This is a genomic window from Mycobacterium sp. E2327, assembly GCF_001672675.1.
Classification (GTDB): Bacteria; Actinomycetota; Actinomycetes; order Mycobacteriales; family Mycobacteriaceae; genus Mycobacterium.
Window position 1 is genome coordinate 13,813 of record NZ_LZKE01000057.1, and the last position, 19,491, is coordinate 33,303.

18 protein-coding genes are annotated in these 19,491 nt (G+C 68.0%); 11 read left to right on the plus strand and 7 right to left on the minus strand.

Translation table 11 applies throughout. The annotated features are described in order from the left end of the window. Window positions 1-52: 52 nt before the first annotated feature. From A5712_RS07285 to A5712_RS07305, 5 genes are all read left to right on the plus strand, one after another. On the plus strand, window positions 53-1,171 hold the full coding sequence (locus A5712_RS07285) for an ABC transporter substrate-binding protein (RefSeq protein ID WP_068103007.1): 1,119 nt from the start codon (window positions 53-55) through the stop codon (window positions 1,169-1,171). Next, window positions 1,171-2,307, plus strand: a complete 1,137-nt coding sequence (locus A5712_RS07290) for a spirocyclase AveC family protein (RefSeq protein ID WP_068103009.1) — start codon at window positions 1,171-1,173, stop codon at window positions 2,305-2,307. Before A5712_RS07285 ends, A5712_RS07290 begins: the two co-directional genes overlap by 1 nt. Continuing rightward, window positions 2,300-3,238: an SDR family NAD(P)-dependent oxidoreductase gene (locus tag A5712_RS07295; RefSeq protein WP_068103010.1), complete on the plus strand. Its 939-nt coding sequence runs from the start codon at window positions 2,300-2,302 to the stop codon at window positions 3,236-3,238. The genes A5712_RS07290 and A5712_RS07295 overlap by 8 nt, the downstream gene beginning before the upstream one ends. After that, complete coding sequence (locus tag A5712_RS07300) at window positions 3,238-4,452, plus strand: cytochrome P450 (protein WP_068103012.1); 1,215 nt, start codon at window positions 3,238-3,240, stop codon at window positions 4,450-4,452. The genes A5712_RS07295 and A5712_RS07300 overlap by 1 nt, the downstream gene beginning before the upstream one ends. A gap of 91 nt (window positions 4,453-4,543) precedes the next feature. Beyond that, complete coding sequence (locus tag A5712_RS07305; RefSeq protein ID WP_068103014.1) at window positions 4,544-6,028, plus strand: aldehyde dehydrogenase family protein; 1,485 nt, start codon at window positions 4,544-4,546, stop codon at window positions 6,026-6,028. 73 nt (window positions 6,029-6,101) lie between these two features. On the opposite strand, the gene A5712_RS07310 is transcribed toward A5712_RS07305, so the two are convergent. Further along, window positions 6,102-7,640, minus strand: coding sequence for a tectonin domain-containing protein (locus A5712_RS07310; RefSeq protein ID WP_156766457.1), 1,539 nt, complete (start codon window positions 7,638-7,640; stop codon window positions 6,102-6,104). A gap of 279 nt (window positions 7,641-7,919) precedes the next feature. Here A5712_RS07310 and A5712_RS07315 point away from each other — a divergent pair, with 279 nt between their 5' ends. Beyond that, complete coding sequence (locus A5712_RS07315; protein ID WP_068103020.1) at window positions 7,920-9,065, plus strand: thiolase family protein; 1,146 nt, start codon at window positions 7,920-7,922, stop codon at window positions 9,063-9,065. Between the two features lie 53 nt (window positions 9,066-9,118). Further along, complete coding sequence (locus A5712_RS07320; protein ID WP_068103110.1) at window positions 9,119-9,865, plus strand: crotonase/enoyl-CoA hydratase family protein; 747 nt, start codon at window positions 9,119-9,121, stop codon at window positions 9,863-9,865. Window positions 9,866-9,994: 129 nt separating this feature from the next. Here A5712_RS07320 and A5712_RS07325 read toward each other — a convergent pair whose 3' ends face one another. From A5712_RS07325 to A5712_RS07335, 3 genes are read right to left on the minus strand one after another with little or no spacing between them, the layout of a single operon-like run. Next, on the minus strand, window positions 9,995-11,011 hold the full coding sequence (locus A5712_RS07325) for an NAD(P)/FAD-dependent oxidoreductase (RefSeq protein ID WP_068103026.1): 1,017 nt from the start codon (window positions 11,009-11,011) through the stop codon (window positions 9,995-9,997). Further along, window positions 11,008-11,508 (minus strand): isoprenylcysteine carboxyl methyltransferase family protein, encoded by a 501-nt coding sequence (locus tag A5712_RS07330; protein ID WP_068103028.1) that lies wholly within the window; start codon window positions 11,506-11,508, stop codon window positions 11,008-11,010. The genes A5712_RS07325 and A5712_RS07330 overlap by 4 nt, the downstream gene beginning before the upstream one ends. Before the next feature lie 14 nt (window positions 11,509-11,522). Then, window positions 11,523-12,662, minus strand: coding sequence for a type III polyketide synthase (locus A5712_RS07335; RefSeq protein ID WP_369830368.1), 1,140 nt, complete (start codon window positions 12,660-12,662; stop codon window positions 11,523-11,525). A gap of 390 nt (window positions 12,663-13,052) precedes the next feature. Here A5712_RS07335 and A5712_RS07340 point away from each other — a divergent pair, with 390 nt between their 5' ends. Both A5712_RS07340 and A5712_RS07345 read left to right on the plus strand, forming a co-directional pair. Next, the gene (locus tag A5712_RS07340; protein WP_068103031.1) at window positions 13,053-14,201 is read left to right on the plus strand and encodes an NAD(P)H-binding protein; all 1,149 of its coding nucleotides are present in this window, start codon (window positions 13,053-13,055) and stop codon (window positions 14,199-14,201) included. Then, window positions 14,198-14,920: a CPBP family intramembrane glutamic endopeptidase gene (locus A5712_RS07345; RefSeq protein ID WP_068103032.1), complete on the plus strand. Its 723-nt coding sequence runs from the start codon at window positions 14,198-14,200 to the stop codon at window positions 14,918-14,920. The genes A5712_RS07340 and A5712_RS07345 overlap by 4 nt, the downstream gene beginning before the upstream one ends. Here A5712_RS07345 and A5712_RS07350 read toward each other — a convergent pair. Together A5712_RS07350 and A5712_RS07355 are read right to left on the minus strand one after the other, a co-directional pair. After that, the gene (locus A5712_RS07350; RefSeq protein ID WP_068103036.1) at window positions 14,883-16,250 is read right to left on the minus strand and encodes a DUF2867 domain-containing protein; all 1,368 of its coding nucleotides are present in this window, start codon (window positions 16,248-16,250) and stop codon (window positions 14,883-14,885) included. The two genes, A5712_RS07345 and A5712_RS07350, sit on opposite strands and share 38 nt — an antisense overlap. A gap of 75 nt (window positions 16,251-16,325) precedes the next feature. Beyond that, window positions 16,326-17,138, minus strand: a complete 813-nt coding sequence (locus tag A5712_RS07355; RefSeq protein WP_068103112.1) for an enoyl-CoA hydratase — start codon at window positions 17,136-17,138, stop codon at window positions 16,326-16,328. Between the two features lie 93 nt (window positions 17,139-17,231). Here A5712_RS07355 and A5712_RS07360 point away from each other — a divergent pair, with 93 nt between their 5' ends. Both A5712_RS07360 and A5712_RS07365 read left to right on the plus strand, forming a co-directional pair. Further along, window positions 17,232-18,314 carry a CaiB/BaiF CoA-transferase family protein gene (locus tag A5712_RS07360; RefSeq protein WP_068103038.1) on the plus strand — a complete coding sequence of 361 codons (1,083 nt, stop codon included), beginning with the start codon at window positions 17,232-17,234 and terminating at the stop codon, window positions 18,312-18,314. A 43-nt stretch (window positions 18,315-18,357) separates the two neighbouring features. After that, on the plus strand, window positions 18,358-19,110 hold the full coding sequence (locus A5712_RS07365; RefSeq protein ID WP_068103040.1) for a 3-hydroxyacyl-CoA dehydrogenase: 753 nt from the start codon (window positions 18,358-18,360) through the stop codon (window positions 19,108-19,110). Between the two features lie 130 nt (window positions 19,111-19,240). Here the strand turns inward: A5712_RS07365 and A5712_RS32320 are convergent, their stop codons facing one another. After that, window positions 19,241-19,372, minus strand: coding sequence for a hypothetical protein (locus A5712_RS32320; protein ID WP_142282293.1), 132 nt, complete (start codon window positions 19,370-19,372; stop codon window positions 19,241-19,243). Between the last annotated feature and the right edge of the window lie 119 nt (window positions 19,373-19,491).

Below are 19,491 nucleotides of genomic sequence, written 5' to 3' on the forward strand. Positions count from 1 at the left end.
ACAAATATTAGGTTTGTATTCACGGCGGGTGATGTTCCGTCCTGGAGGTCCGATGTCCTACGAAAGCAGCGCAGAACCGATCAAGGTCGGCTACCTGATGGACTTCACGCTGCCACCGGGATTCCCCGAGGAATTGTTGGCCAGTTTCACGCGGTGCTTCGACCTCATCTTCGGAGAGGCCCACCAGCAGGGCCTGATCGACCGCTCGGTGCAGATGATCTACCGCGAGGTGGAGGGGTTGCCCAAGGGATCGGTCAAGTCGGTGATCGACGCCTTCGGGGAGCTCGTCGACGACGGCTGCCTGGTGGTGTTCGGTCCGCACATCACCGACAACTGCGTGCCCACGCGCGAGGCGATCGAGGAGCTGTTCAAGGTGCCCGCGATCAGCGTCACCGGCACCGACGACTGGTTGGGCGAGTGGACCTTCTCCTTCCCGCAGGGTTCGCTGACCGACGAGCCGATCTTCATCGCGGACCTCGTCGCCAAGCGCGGGCTCGCCGAGATCGGGGTCCTCGTCGAGCAGAACCTGATCGGCGAGAGCTATCTGAGGAACCTGCGAAGCGCGTGCCGGCGCAAGGGCATTCGCATCGTCGCCGAGGCGGCGATCGCGCAGACCGCTCAGGACATCAACGAGGCCGTGCGCACCCTGCACGACGCGAAGGCCGAAGCGATCGTCCATCTGGGCTTCGGCTTCGGGATCGTGTTCATCAACCCCGCGCTCGAGGCCGTCGACTGGGACCCGCCGCGCTTCACCACTACGGCCTTCCAGAACGCGTGGGTGAACCCGATCATGTGGAACGCGTTCATGGGTTGGATTGGCGTCGACCAGTACGACGAGACGAATCGGGTCGGCCAGGACTTCCTCGACCGCTACGCCGCCAGATACGACGGCAGCCGTCCCGAGTACTGCGTGCCCGTGGTCAACCGTGACGTCGCCGCCACGCTGGTGCGCGCATTTTCCGACGCCCACCCGCTCAGCCCGCGCGGCGTCAGGGAGGCGCTGGAGCGCGTGAAGATGATGCCCGCCGCCTCGGGCGCGCCGGGCACCCGCGTGTCGTTCGGCAAGTGGACGCGGCGGGCGTGGATGGGTGCCGGCTACCTGGTGGCGCGGACGCTGGACGCCGACGGCGTCAACTCGCGCCTGGTCGACCGCTTCGGAGAGGACGGCTGATGTCCACCGAACAGTCCACACGCCTTGTCGCGGAAGAGAAGTCGGCGGGCCGACGTGACAAGCGCGGCTGGGGCGGCTGGGTCGCCGGCGCCGCGCTGGCGGCGTTCGCACTCTTCTTCGTCGCGAACTGCCGGGTCGCGCTCGACCCGCGGGTCGCCAACCCGAACGTCCAGGGGCGGCCGCGCCCGGTGAAGTTCGTCTTCGGCCTGGACTACATCACGTTCCTGCACATTTCGACCGTGATCATGCTGCTGGTGCTGCTGGTCGTGTTCGTCAGGGGCTGGCGGCGCAACCCCGGCAGCCCGGTCATGCTGATGTTCCTGTGCACCACGCTGATCGTATGGCAGGACCCGATCATGAACTGGGCGCCGTTCGCGGTGTACAACCCCGACCTCATCCACTGGCCGGAGTCGTGGCCGCTGGTTTCGCTGTCGCCGACCGTCGAGCCGTTCGTCGTATTCGGTTACGTCACTTTCTATTTCGGCCCCTACTTCCCGGCCATCTGGATCCTGCGCAAACTGCAGGCCAGGTATGGGCCGACGGCTTTCGTGTCGCGGCACCCGCTGGTCAGCCTGGGCGTGCTGACCTGCGCGATCGGCTTCGTCTTCGACGCGTGGCTGGAAATCCAGCTCGTCCACATGGGCATGTACATCTACTCGCAGGTGATCCCGTGGGGCTCGGTGTTCACCGGGACGACCTTCCAGTTCCCACTGATCTGGGAGTCGTTCTCGGTGACGTTCGTGATGGTGCCCGCCGCGATCCTCTGCTATCGCGACGACACCGGGAAATCGGTGGCCGAGAAGCTGGCCGCCAAGGCAAGGATCTTCCCCGGCCGCCCGGTGCTCGGCACGTTCCTGGTGATGTTCGCCATCATCAACGTGTCCTACTTCACCTACGGCGCCTGGTTCTGGGTCATCAAGGTCAGCCACGCCGCGACCTCGGTGGCCTGCCCGTGGCCCTATCCCGAAGCCAAAGTGTATGACCCGCAAGGGGTTTACGAGAAGGCGGGCGCCCAGGGCCCGTACTCGGTCGGCATTTGGTCGACCTGGGCCAGCGGCGAACCGAACGGGCGCCCGCACGTCGATCCGCCGCCGCCCGGCCAGGGCGCCTGCGCGACCCCGGGCAAGAATGGCTGAGCCGCGCACGGTCGTCATCACCGGCGCGTCGCGCGGGCTGGGATTCGCCTCGGCCGTGCGCCTGTACCGCAAGGGGTGGCGCGTGGTCGCCGCCATGCGCACCCCCGACCGCGGGCTTCCGCTACTACGGCAAGCCACCGGCGCGGGCGACGACGACGACCGGCTGATCGGCGTGCAGCTCGACCTGTTGGACGCCGCGTCGATCTCGGCGGCCGCCAAGGCCATCGAGGAAGCCGTCGGCGCCCCCTACGCGCTCGTGCACAACGCCGGGATCTCCGCCGCGGGAGTGGTGGAGGAAACCGATATGGCGTTGTGGCAGAGGATGTTCGCCACCAGCATCATGGGACCGGTCGCGCTCACCCAGGCCCTGCTGCCGTCGATGCGGGCGGCCGGGGAGGGGCGCATCGTCCTGGTCTCCAGCGCGGCCGGCGTGCGCGGACAGCCGGCCACCGCGCCGTACTCGGCGGCCAAGGGGGCGCTGGAGCGGTGGGGCGAGGCCATGGCCAGCGAGGTCGCGCCCTTCGGTTTGGGGGTCACCCTGCTGGTCGCCGGCATGTACGACACCGAGATCATCACCGACGCGGGCACCACCGACAATCGCGACTTCGGCGGCCCGTACGCCCGGTTGCACGCCACCATGGACACCCGCGGACGCTTCGCGATGAAATTGGCCCGCCCGGCCGATCGGTTCACCGACGGCCTGCTCGAGGCGCTCGGGGACCGGCGACCGTTCCGCCGCCGCGGCGTCGGGCCGGACGCGTCGATGTTGTTGGCCGCCAACCGGATCCTGCCCGCCTCCGGCATGCACCACATATCGCGGATCGTGCTCGGCATTCCGAGGCAGGGCTCGATGCGGGACGGCGCGTGGCCGCTGACCGTGAGCCAACGGGTGATGTCGGTGTTGCGGCGCTTCAAATCGAAGGAGCAGTAGTGGAACAGCTTTTCGACGATCTGGAGGACTTCGGCGCCTTCGACGACGCGGTCTCCGGAGACGTGCGCGATCCGTACACGGAGCTGGCGCGGCTGCGCCGCGAGGAGCCCGTTCAGCGCCTCGATGTCTCGGGGATGCCCCACGAGGAGTCCAAGCCGGTCTTCATCGTGTACCGCCATGAAGAGGCCCAGCAGATGCTGCGCGACAACGAGACGTTCTCGTCGGCGGCCGTCATCGCGGCGTTCGGGCCGGTGCTGGGGGAACGCGTGATGCTCGGCATGGACGAGCCGGTGCACGGACGGCTGCGCTCCCTGGTGTCAAAGGCGTTCTCGCAGAAGGCTTTGGCGCGCTGGGAGGACGAGCTGGTGGGACGCGTGGCCAACAGCCTGATCGACAAGTTCACCGCGAACGGCAGGGCCGACCTGGTCAAGGAGTTCACCTTCGACTATCCCAGCCAGATCATCGCGGCCCTGCTGGGCCTGCCGCAACAGGATTACCCACAGTTCCAGCGGTGGTCCATCTCGCTGCTGAGCTGGATCCTCAATCCCGAGCGCGGCCTCGCGGCGTCGGCCGCGCTGTGCGACTACTTCGCGCCGATCCTCGAGGCGCGCCGCGCCGAACCGCGCGAGGACCTGATCAGCGCGCTGTCGCAGGCCGAGATCGACGGCGAGAAGCTCGAGGACGAGGAGATCTACTCGTTCCTGCGGCTGCTGCTGCCCGCCGGGGTGGAGACGACGTACCGGGCACTGGGCAGCCTGCTCTTCGCACTGCTGTCCGATCCGGCGCAGCTGGAAGCCGTCCGCGCGGACCGATCCCTGCTGCCGCAGGCGGTCGAGGAGAGCGTGCGATGGGAGCCGCCCCTGCTCACCATCACCCGGGTGGCCACTCGCGACACCGAGCTCGGCGGGGTGCCCATCCCGGCCGGTTCGACCGTGATGCCGATGCTGGGGGCTGCCAACCGGCAGGAGGACCGCTATCCCGACCCCGACACGTTCGACATCTTCCGGCAGGCGCGGGGACACCTCGGCTGGGGCCATGGCGTCCACGTGTGCCTCGGCATGCACCTGGCCCGGCTGGAGATGCGCACCGCCGTCAACCTACTGCTCGACCGGCTGCCGAACCTGCGGCTGGACCCCGACGCGGACGACCCCCACATCCGCGGGCAGGTTTTCCGGTCGCCGACGTCGCTGCCGGTGCTGTTCGACCCCTGCTAGCCAGCCCTCCCGAAGGTTGGATATTGCCAATCGGCTACTTTCCAGTAAGGCTCTCTGTAGCCCCTCAACGACTCAGAAGAGAGTGACAAACATGACTGAGGCTGTAAAGGTCCGTTTCGAGCCGAAGATGATGATCGACGGCAAGCTCGTCGAGGGCCGGGCCGGCACCTTCACCAACATCAACCCCGCGACCGAGGAGCCGCTCGGTGAGGTCGCGGACGCGTCGAAGGAAGACATGCACCGCGCCATCGACGCCGCGCGGCGCGCCTTCGACGAGACGGACTGGTCGACCAACCGGGAGCTGCGCAAGCGCTGCCTGTTGCAGCTGCACGAGGCGATCGAATCCGAGAAGGAGGAGCTGCGCGAGGAGCTGATCCTCGAGGTCGGCTCGCCGCGGGCCATCACCTTCGGCCCCCAGCTGGACGCCCCGCTCGAAGACGGACTGAAGTACCCGGCCAGGCTGATCGACGAGTACGCCTGGGAAACCGACCTCGGCGACAAGGTGATCAGCCTGACCGGCACGCTGACCACCCGCAAGGTCTGGCGTGAACCCGTGGGCGTGGTAGGCGCGATCGTGCCGTGGAACTTCCCGTTCGAGGTCACCCTCAACAAGCTCGGCCAGGCGCTGGGCACCGGCAACACCGTGTTGCTCAAGCCGGCGCCCAACACGCCGTTCAACGCGACCCGGCTCGGCAGGCTGATCGCCGAGAAGACCGACATTCCCGCGGGCGTCGTCAACGTCGTGACGGCGTCGGATCACTTTGTCGGCGAGGAACTTACGCTATCGCCGAAGGTCGACCTGATCTCCTTCACCGGTTCCACCGTGGTCGGCCAGCGGATCATGGAAAAGGGTGCCGCGACGATGAAGCGGCTGTTCCTGGAGCTCGGCGGCAAGTCGGCGACGATCGTCTTGGAGGACGCCGACTTCGGCGCGGCCTGCGCGATCGGGATCGCGCCGTGCATGCACGCCGGGCAGGGCTGTGCCAACCCCACCCGGATGCTGTTGCCGCGGTCCCGCTACGACGAGGGCGTGGCGATCCTCAAGAGCATCTACGAGAACGTCACGTGCGGCGACCCGCAGGATCCCGGAACCCTGTGCGGGCCGGTGATTTCGGAGGTGCAGCGCAACCGCGTGATGGGGTACATCCGCAAGGGCGTCGAGGAGGGCGCCACCGCGTTGGTCGGCGGCCCGGACGCGCCCACTGGCTTCGACAAGGGATTCTATGTCAGGCCAACACTTTTCACCGACGTCGACAACTCCATGACCATCGCACAGGAGGAGATCTTCGGTCCCGTGCTGGCGGTCATCCCGTATGAGGACGAGGAGGACGCGATCCGGATCGCCAACGACAGCAAGTACGGGCTGGCGGGCAACGTGATGTCCGGCTCGCTGGAGCGTTCGCTGGCGGTGGCCCGCCGCATCCGGGCCGGCTTCATGGGCGTCAACGGCGGCGCGCCGTACGGCGCCGACACGCCGTTCGGCGGTTACAAGTACAGCGGGGTGGGCCGCCAGAACGGCGTCGCCGGCTTCGACCAGTACACCGAGATCAAGTCGGTGGCTTACCCCGCCGGGTGATGGCCGCGAAGCTGAGTACGCGGAAAGGAACGGCCCTCGAATCCTCTCCGAGGGCCGTTCCCTTGAGTACCTGCTACAGAACCGGATTCAGCGGACCGGTGTAGCGCCAGATCATGCCGGTGCTGTGCAGCTGATACAGGCTGGTGCCCGACGCGGCGATCGAGACGGAAGCCGCGTTGCCGTCGAGCTGCTGCCAACCGGTGTTAGGCGGCCCGACATATGCCCATATCGCACCGGTGTTGTGAATCTGGAACAGGTTTCCCGAGGCGGCGGCGATCTGCTTGGCTGCCGGATTCTGATCCAGCTGCTGCCAGCCGGTCATCGGTGTTCCGGTGTAGCGCCAGATCTTTCCCGTGTTGTGCAACTGATAAAGGCGGCCCGCGTCGGCCACGATCGACACGGACGCGGGATTCTGGTCCAGCAGTTGCCAGCCGGTGATCGGTGTTCCGGTGTAGCGGAAGATCTTTCCGGTGTTGTGCAGCTGGTAGAGGTTGCCGCCGCTGGCGGCGATCTGCATCGTCGCGGTGTTCTGGTCCAGCAGTTGCCAGCCGGTGATCGGTGTTCCGGTGTAGCGGAAGATCTTTCCGGTGTCGTGCAGCTGGTAGAGGTTGGACCCGTCGGCCACGATTGACACGGTGGCGGGGTTTTGGTCCAGCATTTCCCAGCCGGTGATCGGTGTTCCGGTGTAGCGGAAGATTTTTCCGGTGTTGTGCAGCTGGTAGAGGTTGCCGCCGCTGGCGGCGACCATCTTGGTGTCGGGATTCTGGTCCAGCATTTCCCAGCCGGTTATCGGTGTTCCGGTGTAGCGGAAGATCTTTCCGGTGTCGTGCAACTGGTAGAGATCCGCGCCGTCAGCCGCGATGGCTATGGTCGCCGGATTGTGGTCGAGCTGCAGCCAATCCGGCCAACGGGCGACGGAGACGGTTGTCGGGGTGCGCAACCACGCCTCATAGGTGATTGCCCGCATGGACGGTTCGTCGATGATGCCGATCGAGTCCCAGGTGAACAGCGCGTAACCGACCTTCGTGCCGTCCACCCCACTGGGCACCGAGACTTGAAGCTGCTCGGCTAGCCAACTCATCGTGCCGTAGCCGCACAAGCTGACGCAGTGGTTTTCGTTCTTGTCGACGTTGTAGCTCGTCGCAAACCAACCGCTCTTCCCGTCGTTGGCGCGCCAGGTGTTGAGCAGCTGCTCTCCGGCGACGCCGATCTTCACCGGGCCTTGTGAAATCGCGTTCTGCAAGGTGTCGGAGTTGCTCCAGTCGACCGAGACGTACTTTCCGTCGTCGTAGGTCGCGGACGGGCCCGAGAACCCGTCGGACTGCATGAAGTCCAACACCTCGACCAGTGTTGCGCCCTCGAGAACCCCGTGCCGGGTGGCCCATGCGATGACATCGGCTTCGCTGATGAAGATTTCGGGGTTGTTGCACGACTTGGCGAAGGCTTCTTCGGCGGTGACGCAGTCGCCGTGGACGTCGTTGCCCCAGATGGACAATTGCGACGGCACGACGATGCTGTTCGGCGGTGTCAGCGCCGTCGCCACGTGAGGCGTCGCGGCTGCCAGGGCATGCCGTGGTGACGGAATTGCACCAAACTTCGGATCTGTGGTCATTGGTCGCTCCTCGGACCTGGTTGGGTATTGCTCTCCTGGCTGGATTCGGGAGGTCGCTCTGCCCGTAGGACCCCCACTCACAGATGGTGTCCAACGCGATCCGGTCTTGGCGTGCGTAGTGGGCTACTCCAATGCGTCTTCGGGGTGCTACTCGAATTCATCTTGAACTCGGTCGTTCGTCGTTTCGGCTAGGTGGGCTAGGAAAACCACCCCGCCCCACTCCCTCCCAACCCCTTGGTTGACAATCGACGCAGACCCCAAGTCAAAGGAGACAACACCATGGCTGAAGCCGTCATCGTCGAGGCCGTCCGGTCCCCGCTCGGGAAGCGCAACGGCGGGCTGTCCGGCGTGCACTCGGCCGACCTGTCCGCGCAGGTCCTCAACGGGCTGGTCGAAAAGGCCGGCATCGACCCAGGGCTCGTCGACGACGTCATCTGGGGCTGCGTCAGCCAGGCCGGCGAACAGGCCATCGACATCGCCCGCACCGCGGTGCTGGCGGCCGGCTGGCCCGAGACCGTCCCGGGCGTGACCGTCGACCGCCAGTGCGGGTCGAGCCAGCAGTCCATCCATTTCGCCGCGGCGGGCGTGGTGGCCGGGCACTACGACGTCGTCGTCGCCGGCGGTGTCGAGTCGATGTCGCGCACTCCGATGGGGTCGTCGCTGGCCAACGGCGGCAACCCGTACCCGCAGGCCTTCAAGGACCGGTACCACCGCACGCCGAATCAGGGCATCGGCGCGGAGATGATCGCCGAGCAGTGGGGCTTCGACCGGCTCGCGCTCGACGAGTTCTCCCTGGGATCGCACGAAAAGGCCGCCGCCGCACAGGATTCGGGCGCGTTCGACGACCAGATCGTGGGCATCAAGGACCAGGACGGAAACATCGTCTTGAAGGACGAGGGCATCCGCCGCGGCACCCCGATGGAAAAGATGGCGTCGCTGAAGCCGGCATTCAAGGAGGACGGCGTGATCCACGCCGGCAACTCCTCGCAGATCACCGACGGCTCGGCCGCGATCCTCTTCATGTCCGCCGAGAAGGCCAAGGAACTGGGCCTCACCCCGATCGCCAAGGTGCACACCGCGGTGCTGGCCGGCGCCGACCCGGTGATCATGCTGACCGCGCCCATCCCGGCGACCCAGAAGGCGCTGAAGAAATCCGGGCTCTCGATCGGCGACATCGGGGCCTACGAGGTCAACGAGGCGTTCGCGCCGGTCCCGCTGGCGTGGCTGAAGGACATCGGCGCCGACGAGAAGAAGCTCAACCCCAACGGCGGTGCCATCGCGCTGGGCCACCCGCTCGGCGGCTCGGGGGCGCGGCTGATGACCACGCTGCTGTACCACATGCGCGACAAGGGAATTCGCTACGGACTGCAGACGATGTGCGAGGGCGGCGGTCAGGCCAACGCCACGATCGTGGAACTGCTGTGACCGAAGCTGGCAACGGCCAGCCGGGAGCCCTTGTCGAGCACCGCGGCAACGTGATGGTGATAACCATCAACCGGCCCGAGGCCCGCAACGCGGTCAACGCGGCCGTCAGCATCGGCATCGGCGATGCGCTGGAGCAGGCGCAACACGACCCCGACGTACGGGCGGTGGTGATCACCGGCGCCGGGGACAAGTCGTTTTGCGCAGGCGCGGACCTCAAGGCGATCTCGCGCCGGGAGAACCTGTATCACCCCGAGCACGGCGAGTGGGGCTTCGCGGGTTACGTGCACCACTTCATCGACAAGCCGACGATCGCCGCGGTCAATGGCACCGCACTGGGCGGCGGCACGGAACTCGCGTTGGCCAGCGACCTGGTGGTCGCCGACGAGCGCGCCACGTTCGGGCTGCCGGAGGTGAAGCGCGGGCTGATCGCGGCCGCCGGCGGCGTCTTCCGGATCATGGACCAGCTGCCCCGCAAAGTGGCCATGGAATTGCTGTTGACCGGCGAGCCGATCACCGCGTCCGACGCCTTCGAATGGGGGCTGATCAACCAGGTGGTCAGCGAGGGTTCCGTGCTGGACGCCGCGGTGGCCCTGGCGTCGCGGCTGACCGCCAACGCGCCGCTGTCGGTGCAGGCCAGCAAGCGCATCGCCTATGGCGTCGACGACGGCGTCATCGTCGGCGACGAACCCGGTTGGGAGCGCACCATGCGCGAGATGCGGACCCTGATCCGATCCGAGGATGCCAAGGAAGGACCCCTGGCGTTCGCCGAGAAGCGCGAGCCCGTCTGGAAGGCGCGCTAGCGCGCGAGCGGGCTCGCATCGAGTGTGAGTTCTGGGCTTTGCGTGTGCGTCCAGGGCGGGAAATCCGCCGAGATCCCACCACAAGCTCACACTCGAAGCCCTCAGCGCACACTCGAGCCGGCCAGCGCGCTAGCGCGCCAGCGTGTTCACCGCGCGGTCGAACACGCCCGGTAGCAGCGTGCACGCGGGGACGATGGCACGGCGGGCGACGCGCGGCGCGCTGCCCAGCACCAGCGCCCGGGTGAGCAGTCGGTAGTTGCGGGTGACCCGGTGCCATCCGGCCTCGTACGACGACGGGGCGTCGTTGGCGATGGCGTCGACCGCCGCGGCCGCCTGCTTGACCGCGAGGCTGATGCCCTCGCCGGTCAGGGCGTCCTCGTAGCCGGCCGCGTCTCCCACCAGCAGCACCCGGCCCGCGACGCGGCGGGAGACCACCTGGCGCAGCGGGCCGCAGCCGCGGGGGTGCCCGCGCTCGGCGCCCTGCAGGTGGCGGGCCAGCCAGGGGAACCAAGCCAGGTCGGGTCGCCCCCCGGACAGGATCGCCACGCCGACCAGGTCCGGCTCCACCGGGGTCACGTAGGCCTCACCCCAGCGGGACCAGTGCACCTCCACGAACTCCGACCACGCCGGCACCTTGAAGTGCCACCGCACGCCGTGGCGCCGGGGCGTTCCGGCCTTGGCCTGGATTCCGACGGCGCGGCGCACCGGCGAGTGCAGCCCGTCGGCCGCCACCAACCATTTCGCGCGCACCCCCGCGGCGGTCACGCCGTGCGCGTCCTGCTGGACGCTGGTCACGCGGGCCCGGATCCACTCGGTGTCTTCCTCTTTGGCGCGCGCCGCCAGCGCCGCGTGCAGCGTCGTGCGTCGCACGCCCCGGCCCGGCCCGTTGCGGAACCGCGCCTCCGCCCGGCGTTGTTCGTTCACGTAGGCGATCCCGCGGAAGGCCATTCCGGCCGGATCGACGCCGAGCGAGGTCAGCTCGGCCAGACCGCCGGGCATCAGGCCCTCGCCGCAGGCCTTGTCGATCGGGCCCTCGCGGGGCTCGGCCACGATCACCGAAAGCCCTTGGCGGCGAGCGTGTAACGCCGTGGCGAGGCCGCCCGGGCCGCCGCCGACGATCAGCAGGTCGGAGTCGTAGCCGCTCATGCGTATCCCAGGGCCGAGTTCTCCACCCGCAGCCGCACCCGCAGCAACAGCGCGTTGGCCAGCGTGAAGATGATCGCCGTCAGCCACGCGGTGTGGACCAGCGGCAGCGCGAACCCCTCGGCCACCACGGCGACGTAGTTCGGGTGGTGCAGCCAGCGGTAGGGGCCCCGGACCACCAGCGGCGCGTAGGGCAACACGATCACCCGGGTGTTCCACCTCCGGCCCAGCGTCCGGATGCACCACCAGCGCAGCCCCTGACTGGCCGCCAGCACGACCACCATCGGCCAGCCCAGCCAGGGGATGAACGGGCGGTGCAGCGCCCAGGGTTCGATGAGGCAACCGAACAGTAGAGCGGTGTGCAGCGCGACCATCACCGGATAGTGGTTCTGGCCAAACTCCTTGCCGCCCTGGGCAAAAGACCATCGCGCGTTCCGTTGGGCGACCACCAGCTCGGCGAGCCGTTCGACGCCCACCGCGAGAATCAGCAAGTAATACATAGCTGTATCGCGCCCTACCAGCTCAGCAGGACGAGTTCGGCGGAAAAGCCCGGTCCCATCGCGATCATCAGCCCGATGGAGCCCGGCGACGGTGGGTCGGCCATGGTGGCGTGCAGTATATCAAGCACCGAGACCGACGAAAGGTTTCCGTTGTTGCGCAACGAGTTTCTGGTGTGCGCGAACGCATCCGGGGGCAACTCCAACACGTCTTGGACCGCGTCGATCACCTTCGGACCGGCGGCGTGCAACAGCCACGTCGACACGTCGGTTGTGCTCAGCCCGTGGTCGGCGAGGAAGTCGCGGATGTCGTCGCCCAGGTACTTCTCGACGATGGTCGCAATCTCCACGGACAGCACGATCTGGAACCCGCTGCTGCCGATGTTCCAGCCCAACACGTCCTCGGTGTCCGGGTAGGTCCGGCTGCGGGTGGCCAGCAGGTTGGGCCCGGCCCCCGATCTGGCAGCGCGGTCGGCGCCCACGGCGACGACGACGCCGGCACCATCGCCAAACAGGCTGGACGCCACCAGGTTTGGGAGCGAATGGTCCTCGCGCTGCACGGTCAGCGAGCAGAGCTCGACCGCCAGCAGCACCGCCACGTCAGTGGGGAACGCGCGCAGGTAGTCGTGCACCCGGGCCATGCCGGCCGCGCCGGCGACGCAACCCAGGCCGAACAGCGGAATCCGCTTGACGTCCTGCCGAAACCCCAGCCGCGTGGCCAGCCGCGCCTCCAGCGACGGCACGGCCAACCCGGTCACCGTCGTCGAAAAGACGGCGTCGACCTCCGACGGCTTGACATTGGCCTGGTCAAGCGCGGTGAGCATTGCCTCCTCGGCCAGGTCGAGCGCGATTTCGATGTAGGCGTCGTTCGCCTCGGTGAAGCCGCTCAGCTCGCCGTATCGCGACAGTGGCAGGGCGATGTTTCGGAACTCGACCCCGCTGCTGCGGGCGAACTTCCGAAATTCCGGACCCGCGAACTCGGTCAACGCCCCGATGGTCTCATCCTGCGTGTATCGATTGGGTGGGAACTTTACTGAAACTCCTGCGACGGACGGAACCGCCTCGGCTGTGAGCGTCCTCGATCTTGGCCGAACCGAATTACCCCCGATTATCTCCTCCATGTAGGGGGTCACGTTACCGCCGTCCGACAGGTTCAATGTGCGCTACGCCACAGCGTCGGGAATGCGGATTCCGGGCAGGCTATGCGGCCCGCGCCGACAGCGCCGATGGCACCGGCATTCAACTACACCCCAAAAGCCCTGGCCCGCAACGATTCTTCAATGCCGCATAACGGAGACGACGTCGCGCTTGTTTCGCTGTGAAAGGCCACCGGAATCATCGTTGCCCCGCGTTGTGTATTTCCCCATTTGATGCACACGAGTTCAATATGCCGCGCCATAGCCTTTTGTACCCGAGTTGAATAAGCACGCCTTAAGCGGCCCACATTGCCGATGCCGGTATTGGTAATTCCGCGATATATACCGCTGGAACTTTTCCGGATCCGCGAAGCGATCGCATGCGCCCGCATCGTCGGTAGGGTCGGGAGTATGCGGATTCTGGTCACCGGCGCCACCGGTTATGTCGGCTCGCGCCTGGTCACGGCGCTGCTGGAGGATGGGCATCAGGTCGTGACCGCCACCCGAAACCCGGCGCGGCTCAAGCGTTTAGGGTGGTTTCACGACGTGCTACCCGTCACCCTCGACGCGTCCAATCCAACATCTGTACAGCAAGCGATGGACGCCGCCGGCCCGATCGACGTGCTGTATTACCTGGTGCACGCGATCGGTCAGCCCGGCTTCCGCGACGCCGACCGGGCCGCGGCCAGCAACGTCGCGGCGGCGGCGGGGGACGCCGGTGTGCGGCGCATCGTCTACCTCGGCGGCTTCGTGCCGGCCGACGAGACGCTGTCCGAGCACCTGACCAGCCGGGCCGAGGTGGCCGAGGCCCTGACGGTCGAGGGCGGCCCCGAGCTGGTGTGGCTGGGCGCGGCGATGATCATCGGCGCCGGTTCGACGTCGTTCGAGATGATGCGCTACGTGGGCGACCGGTTCCCGCTCATCCCGATACCGAACTGGATGGACAACCCGATCGACCCGATCTCCATCCGCGACGTCCTGCACTATCTCGTCGCCGCGGCGGACCCGGAGCGGGTGCCGGCGGGTGCGTACGACATCTCCGGGCCCAGCACGACCTCCTACCGCGAGCTGCTCAAGACGTATGCGCGGATTTCCGGCAGGTGGCATGCCGCCGTACCGGTCGGCCGGGTCGACACCGGCCTGGCATCGCTGGTCACCGGGGTGGCGCTGCCGGTGCCCCCGGGACTGGCCGCCGATTTGGTCGAGTCGCTGGACCATCTGATGGTCGCGTCCGTCAGCGGCCTGCGCGATCGGGTGCCCGACCCGCCGGGGGGACTGCTCGGCATCGAGGACGCGATCACCCTGGCCCTGGCGGACCGGTCCGGCCGCCGCCCCAGGCCCGTCAACGCCTTGTCCGATCCCCACCAACTGGCCGACAGCGATCCCGCGTGGGCCGGCGGCGACGCCCTGCGCATCCGCCGCCTGGCCCGCGCGATCACCCCGCGCGTCGCGCGGCCGACGCTGCGGCTGGTCAACAATGTCCCCGGACCGCTGGCCGGCGCGGTGCGCACCGGCCTCGACATCGTGCTCGCCCTCAACGCGAAAGTACGTCCGGCATGACCCAGTCGACCACCCCGTATCGCGCCAGCGTCACCTCGGAATTGCGCCGTGCCATCACTAATGTCGCTGTGCCCCACAACGAACCGCCCGGCATGGTGCGACGCCGGCGCGTCGTCGTCGCCATCACGCTCGCGGTGGGGGCGGCGGTGCTCGGGTTCTCCTTGCGCCGCCACCCGGGCGACTCGAGCTTCTATTGGCTGACACTGGTGCTGGCGGCGGTGTGGCTCGTCGGTGGATTCCTTTCGGGCCCTTTGCATCTGGGGGGCATCTGCTGGCGCGGGCGCAACCAACGGCCCGTCATCACGGGCACGATCGTCGGGCTGCTCCTCGGCGGCATCTTCATCGTGGGCGGACTGATCGCCCGGGAGATAACCCCCGTAGCGGAGCTGATAACCCGGGTGCTGCTGTACGCCCACCATGGTTGGTATCCGGTGATCGTCGCGATCACGCTCATCAACGGCGTCGCCGAGGAGGTCTTCTTCCGCGGCGCCCTCTACACGGCGCTCGGGCGATACCACCCGGTGCTGATCTCGACCGTCTTGTATACATGCGCCACGCTGGCCAGCGGCAACCCCATGCTGGGTTTCGCCGCGGTCATCCTGGGAACCGTGTGCGCGCTGGAACGCCGGGCCAGCGGCGGGGTGCTGGCACCGGTGCTGACGCATTTCGTGTGGGGCCTGATCATGGTGCTCGCACTGCCCCCGTTGTTCGGCGTCTGACGTCTCCCGCGGCGTCGCGCGCCAAGGCCCGCAGCGCGGCGATTCGCAAGGGCCGCAACGCGACCCAGTAAAGCCGTCCAGGCAGGCCGCACGGCACAAAGGTCGCCCGCTGCGTGTAGTGGCTGCCCCCGCCGTCGCGGGGCGCGATGCCTATCTCCAGCCACCCCTGGCCCACCGAGCTCTGCCCCGAGCTCAGTCGCAGCGCGCTGCCGGGTTTGCGCTCCTCGACGACCCAGCCCCGGAAGGGGTGGCGGCGGGCGATCCCGGCCTCGGCCGCCCGCCACACGTCGCCGGGTTCGGCGGCGGTCTCGGCGGTCCGCACGTCGGAGTGGATGATCTCGCCGGCCCACGCCGGGTCGCTGGGCAGCGGCTCCGCAGGGTCCGATTCCAGGGAGGCCCAGGTGGCCTCGGTCAGGCCGCGCGTTCCGCGGTCGAGCGCGAGTTCGACGGCGCGGCGGTAGCCCGTGAGGCCGCCCGCCGGCGGCGCGATGATGGAATCGATGTCCGAATTGCGCATCACCGCATCGCATTCCAGGGATTCGATCAGCGGTCGCGCCAGGCCGGGCGGGATGGGGGTGACGGCCCCGATCCAGAGGCTGGCGATGGTCGGTGTCAGAAACGGCAGCACGATCAGACGCCGCTTCCCCAGGCCCGCGACCTCGGCGTAGCCGCGCATCATGTCGCCGTACTCCAGGACGTCGGGCCCGCCGATGTCCCACGTCCGCGACTTCGGCACCGGCGCCGTCGCCGCGGCGGCGAGGTAATGGAGCACGTCGCGCACCGCGATCGGCTGAATCTTGTTGTGCACCCACTTCGGCGTGGTCATCACCGGCAACCGGTCGGTGAGGTGGCGGATCAGCTCGAACGACGCGGAACCCGACCCTACAACCACCCCGGCCTGCAGCACCACCGTCTCGATGCCGGAGTCGATGAGGGCGTCGCCGACGGCCGTGCGCGATTCGAGGTGCTCGGACAGCTTGGTGCCCTCGGGATGCAGGCCGCCCAGGTACACCACCCGCCGCGCCCCGGTGCGGCGTGCGGCGGTCACGACGTTGCGCACGGCGCGGTCTTCCTCGGCGGCGAAGTCCTTGGCGGCGCCCATCGAGTGGACCAGGTAGTAGACGACGTCGATCCCGTCGAACGCCGCGGTCAGCGACTCGACGTCGCCGAGGTCGCCGCGCGCCACGTCCACCCGCCCCCGCCACGGCACGTCGGCCAGCTTGCCCGGGTCGCGCGCCAAGGCGCGAACCTCGTGGCCCTCGTCGAGCAGTCGGGGCACCAGCCGGGCACCGATGTAGCCGGTCGCCCCGGTGACCAGGCAGCGCACCATCGATTCTCCGTTCCTCGCGATTTTATTCGAAACCGACGCGAGGAAGGATTGCCGGTTCTGGCCGGAGTAAGCGTGTCAGTCGTCGGTGAAGTTGGGGGCGCGGCGTTCCTGGAAAGCCGTTGTGCCCTCCTTGAAGTCGTGCGACACCAGCAGCCGGGACTGTCCCTCGTATTCACGGTCCAGGGCGGCGTCCAGCTCGGTGAGGGTGGCCGCGTTGATCGCCTGCTTGGTCTTGGCGAACGCCACGGCCGGGCCCGCCAACAGCCTCTCGATCACCTTGTCCGCCTCGGCCTCGAAGTCATCGGCGGGATAGACGGCGGTGACCAGTCCCCAGGACAGGGCCTCGGTGGCCGGCAACCGTTCGGGCAGCAACGCCATCTGCATCGCCCGGATCCGGCCGATCGCGGCGGCGACCAACGCCGACGCGCCACCGTCGGGCATCAACCCGATCTTGGTGAAGGCGAGCATGAAAAACGCTTTGTCGGAAGCCAATACGACGTCACACGCCAGCGCGAGGGACACGCCCACGCCGGCCGCCGGGCCCTGGACGACGGCGACCACCGGGTGCGGCACCGCGGCGATGGCCCGCACCAGCCGGTTGATCTCCAGGACGATCTCGTCCGGCGGGACGCCGCCGCTGCCGGACATGTCGTCGGCGCTGATGCCCGCCCCGGAGCAGAAGCCGCGGCCGGCCCCGCCCAGGCGCACCACCCTGACGTCTGGGTCGGTGGCCGCCCGTTCCATCGCGTCGGCGATGCCGGTGATGACCGGGATCGTCAGGGAATTAAGGCTGTCGGGGCGGTTGATGGTCACCGACAGCACGCCGTCGGTCAGCGTGACGTCGAGGCCCGCGACGGGTGCGAGCGTGGCGATCCCAGAATCTCCCATGGGGCTCACCATATGTGACCGGGGTGCGCGGCCGCAGGGCGCGGCTGCGAAGATGCGATGGACGTCAGAGCGGACGAAAGGTCGGGTGCACCAATGGCGGGACCGCTGCAGGGATTGCGTGTTGTCGAGTTGTCCGGCATCGGGCCCGGCCCGCACGCCGCGATGATCCTCGGGGACCTCGGCGCGGACGTCGTCCGCGTCGACCGGCCCTCGGGGGCGCCGGGCGGGGTCGTGAAGGATTCCATGAGCCGCAATCGGCGCGTGGTGACCGCCGACCTCAAGTCCGACGAGGGACGCGACCTGGTGCTCCAGCTCGTCGCCAAGGCCGACGTGTTGATCGAGGGCTACCGGCCCGGGGTCACCGAGCGGCTCGGCCTGGGCCCCGAGGACTGCGCGAAGGTCAACGAGCGTCTGGTCTACGCCCGCATGACCGGCTGGGGCCAGACCGGCCCGCGCAGCCAGCAGGCGGGTCACGACATCAACTACATCTCGCTGAACGGGATCCTGCACGCCATCGGGCGGGCCAACGAGCGGCCGGTGCCGCCGCTGAACCTGGTCGGCGACTTCGGCGGCGGCTCGATGTTCCTGCTGGTCGGCATCCTGTCCGCGCTGTGGGAGCGGCAGACCTCCGGCAAGGGCCAGGTCGTCGACGCCGCCATGGTCGACGGATCCAGCGTGCTGATCCAGATGATGTGGCAGATGCGGTCGTCCGGCATGTGGACCGACGTGCGCGGCACCAACATGCTCGACGGCGGCGCGCCCTACTACGACACCTACGAGTGCGCCGACGGGCGCTACGTCGCCGTCGGCGCCATCGAGCCCCAGTTCTACGCGGCGATGCTGGCCGGGCTGGGCCTGGACGCCGCCAACCTGCCGCCGCAGAACGACGCCGCCCGCTGGCCCGAGCTGCGGGCGGTGCTGACCGAGACGTTCGCCAGCCGCGACCGCGACCACTGGGCCAAGGTGTTCGCCGACTCGGACGCCTGCGTGACGCCGGTGCTGGCGTTCGGGGAGGTGCAGACCGAGCCGCACATCACCGAGCGCAACACCTTCTACGAGGTGAACGGCGGCCTGCAGCCGTTGCCGGCGCCGCGGTTCTCCCGCACCGCACCGGAGGTTCCCCGCCCGGCGGAGCCGACGCCCGACTTCCAATCGGTCCTCGGGGACTGGGTATAGTCGCCAACCAACTGGTTGGCTGGACGAGAGGAAAAGGACCCGCATGGAGATCAAGGACGCCGTAGCCGTCGTCACCGGGGGAGCGTCGGGCCTGGGCCTGGCCACCACGAAGCGGCTCCTCGACGCCGGCGCGCAGGTGGTGGTGCTGGACCTGCGGGGCGAGGAGGCGGTCCGCGAGCTGGGGGAGCGCGCCCGCTTCGTCGAGGCCGACGTCACCGACGAGGCCGCCGTCAGCAAGGCGCTCGACGTGGCCGAATCGCTTGGCCCGCTGCGCATCGACGTCAACTGTGCCGGCATCGGCAACGCCATCAAGACGCTGTCCAAGGACGGTCCCTTCCCGCTGAACGGCTTCAAGAAGGTGGTCGAGGTCAACCTGATCGGCACGTTCAACGTGCTGCGCCTGGCCGCCGAGCGCATAGCGAAGACGGAGCCGCTCGGTGAGGAGCGCGGCGTCATCATCAACACCGCCTCCGTCGCGGCGTTCGAGGGCCAGATCGGCCAGGCCGCCTACTCGGCGTCCAAGGGCGGCGTGGTCGGCATGACGCTGCCGATCGCCCGCGACCTGTCGCGCGAGCTGATCCGGGTGGTGACTATCGCGCCGGGGCTGTTCAAGACCCCGCTGCTGGGTTCGCTGCCCGAGGAGGCGCAGAAGTCGCTGGGCAAGCAGGTGCCGCACCCGGCCCGGCTCGGTGACCCCGATGAGTACGGCGCGCTGGCCGTGCACATCGTCGAGAACCCGATGCTCAACGGGGAAGTCATCCGCCTGGACGGCGCCATCCGGATGGCCCCCCGCTAAGCCGCTGAAACGAAAACCCCCCGCGATGCGCGGGGGGTTTTCGCCTTAAGCAAGATCAGTCGCTATCGACGGAACCATCGGGTGATGGCGGGTTCGGCCATCAGCAGCCGTGCTAGCACGCTCATGGCGGTCAGCTTGCCGTAGGCAGCGTGTGCTGGTCTTCGAACTGCTCGGAGGTCTCACCTTCCACCAGCACGTCGCCGTGGTAGAGAGCCTCGAAGTCAGCCTTGATGACGTCGGCACTCGAGTCGTCGATCCACATGTCTATGAGCGTATGGGCCGCCTCTAAGGAATCGATGAGTCACGATTCGGAAAATGATGGCAATTTACCGACGGGTAGGTTTCCGGCGGGTAGGCCAGTGGCCGCCGGGACGGGATTGC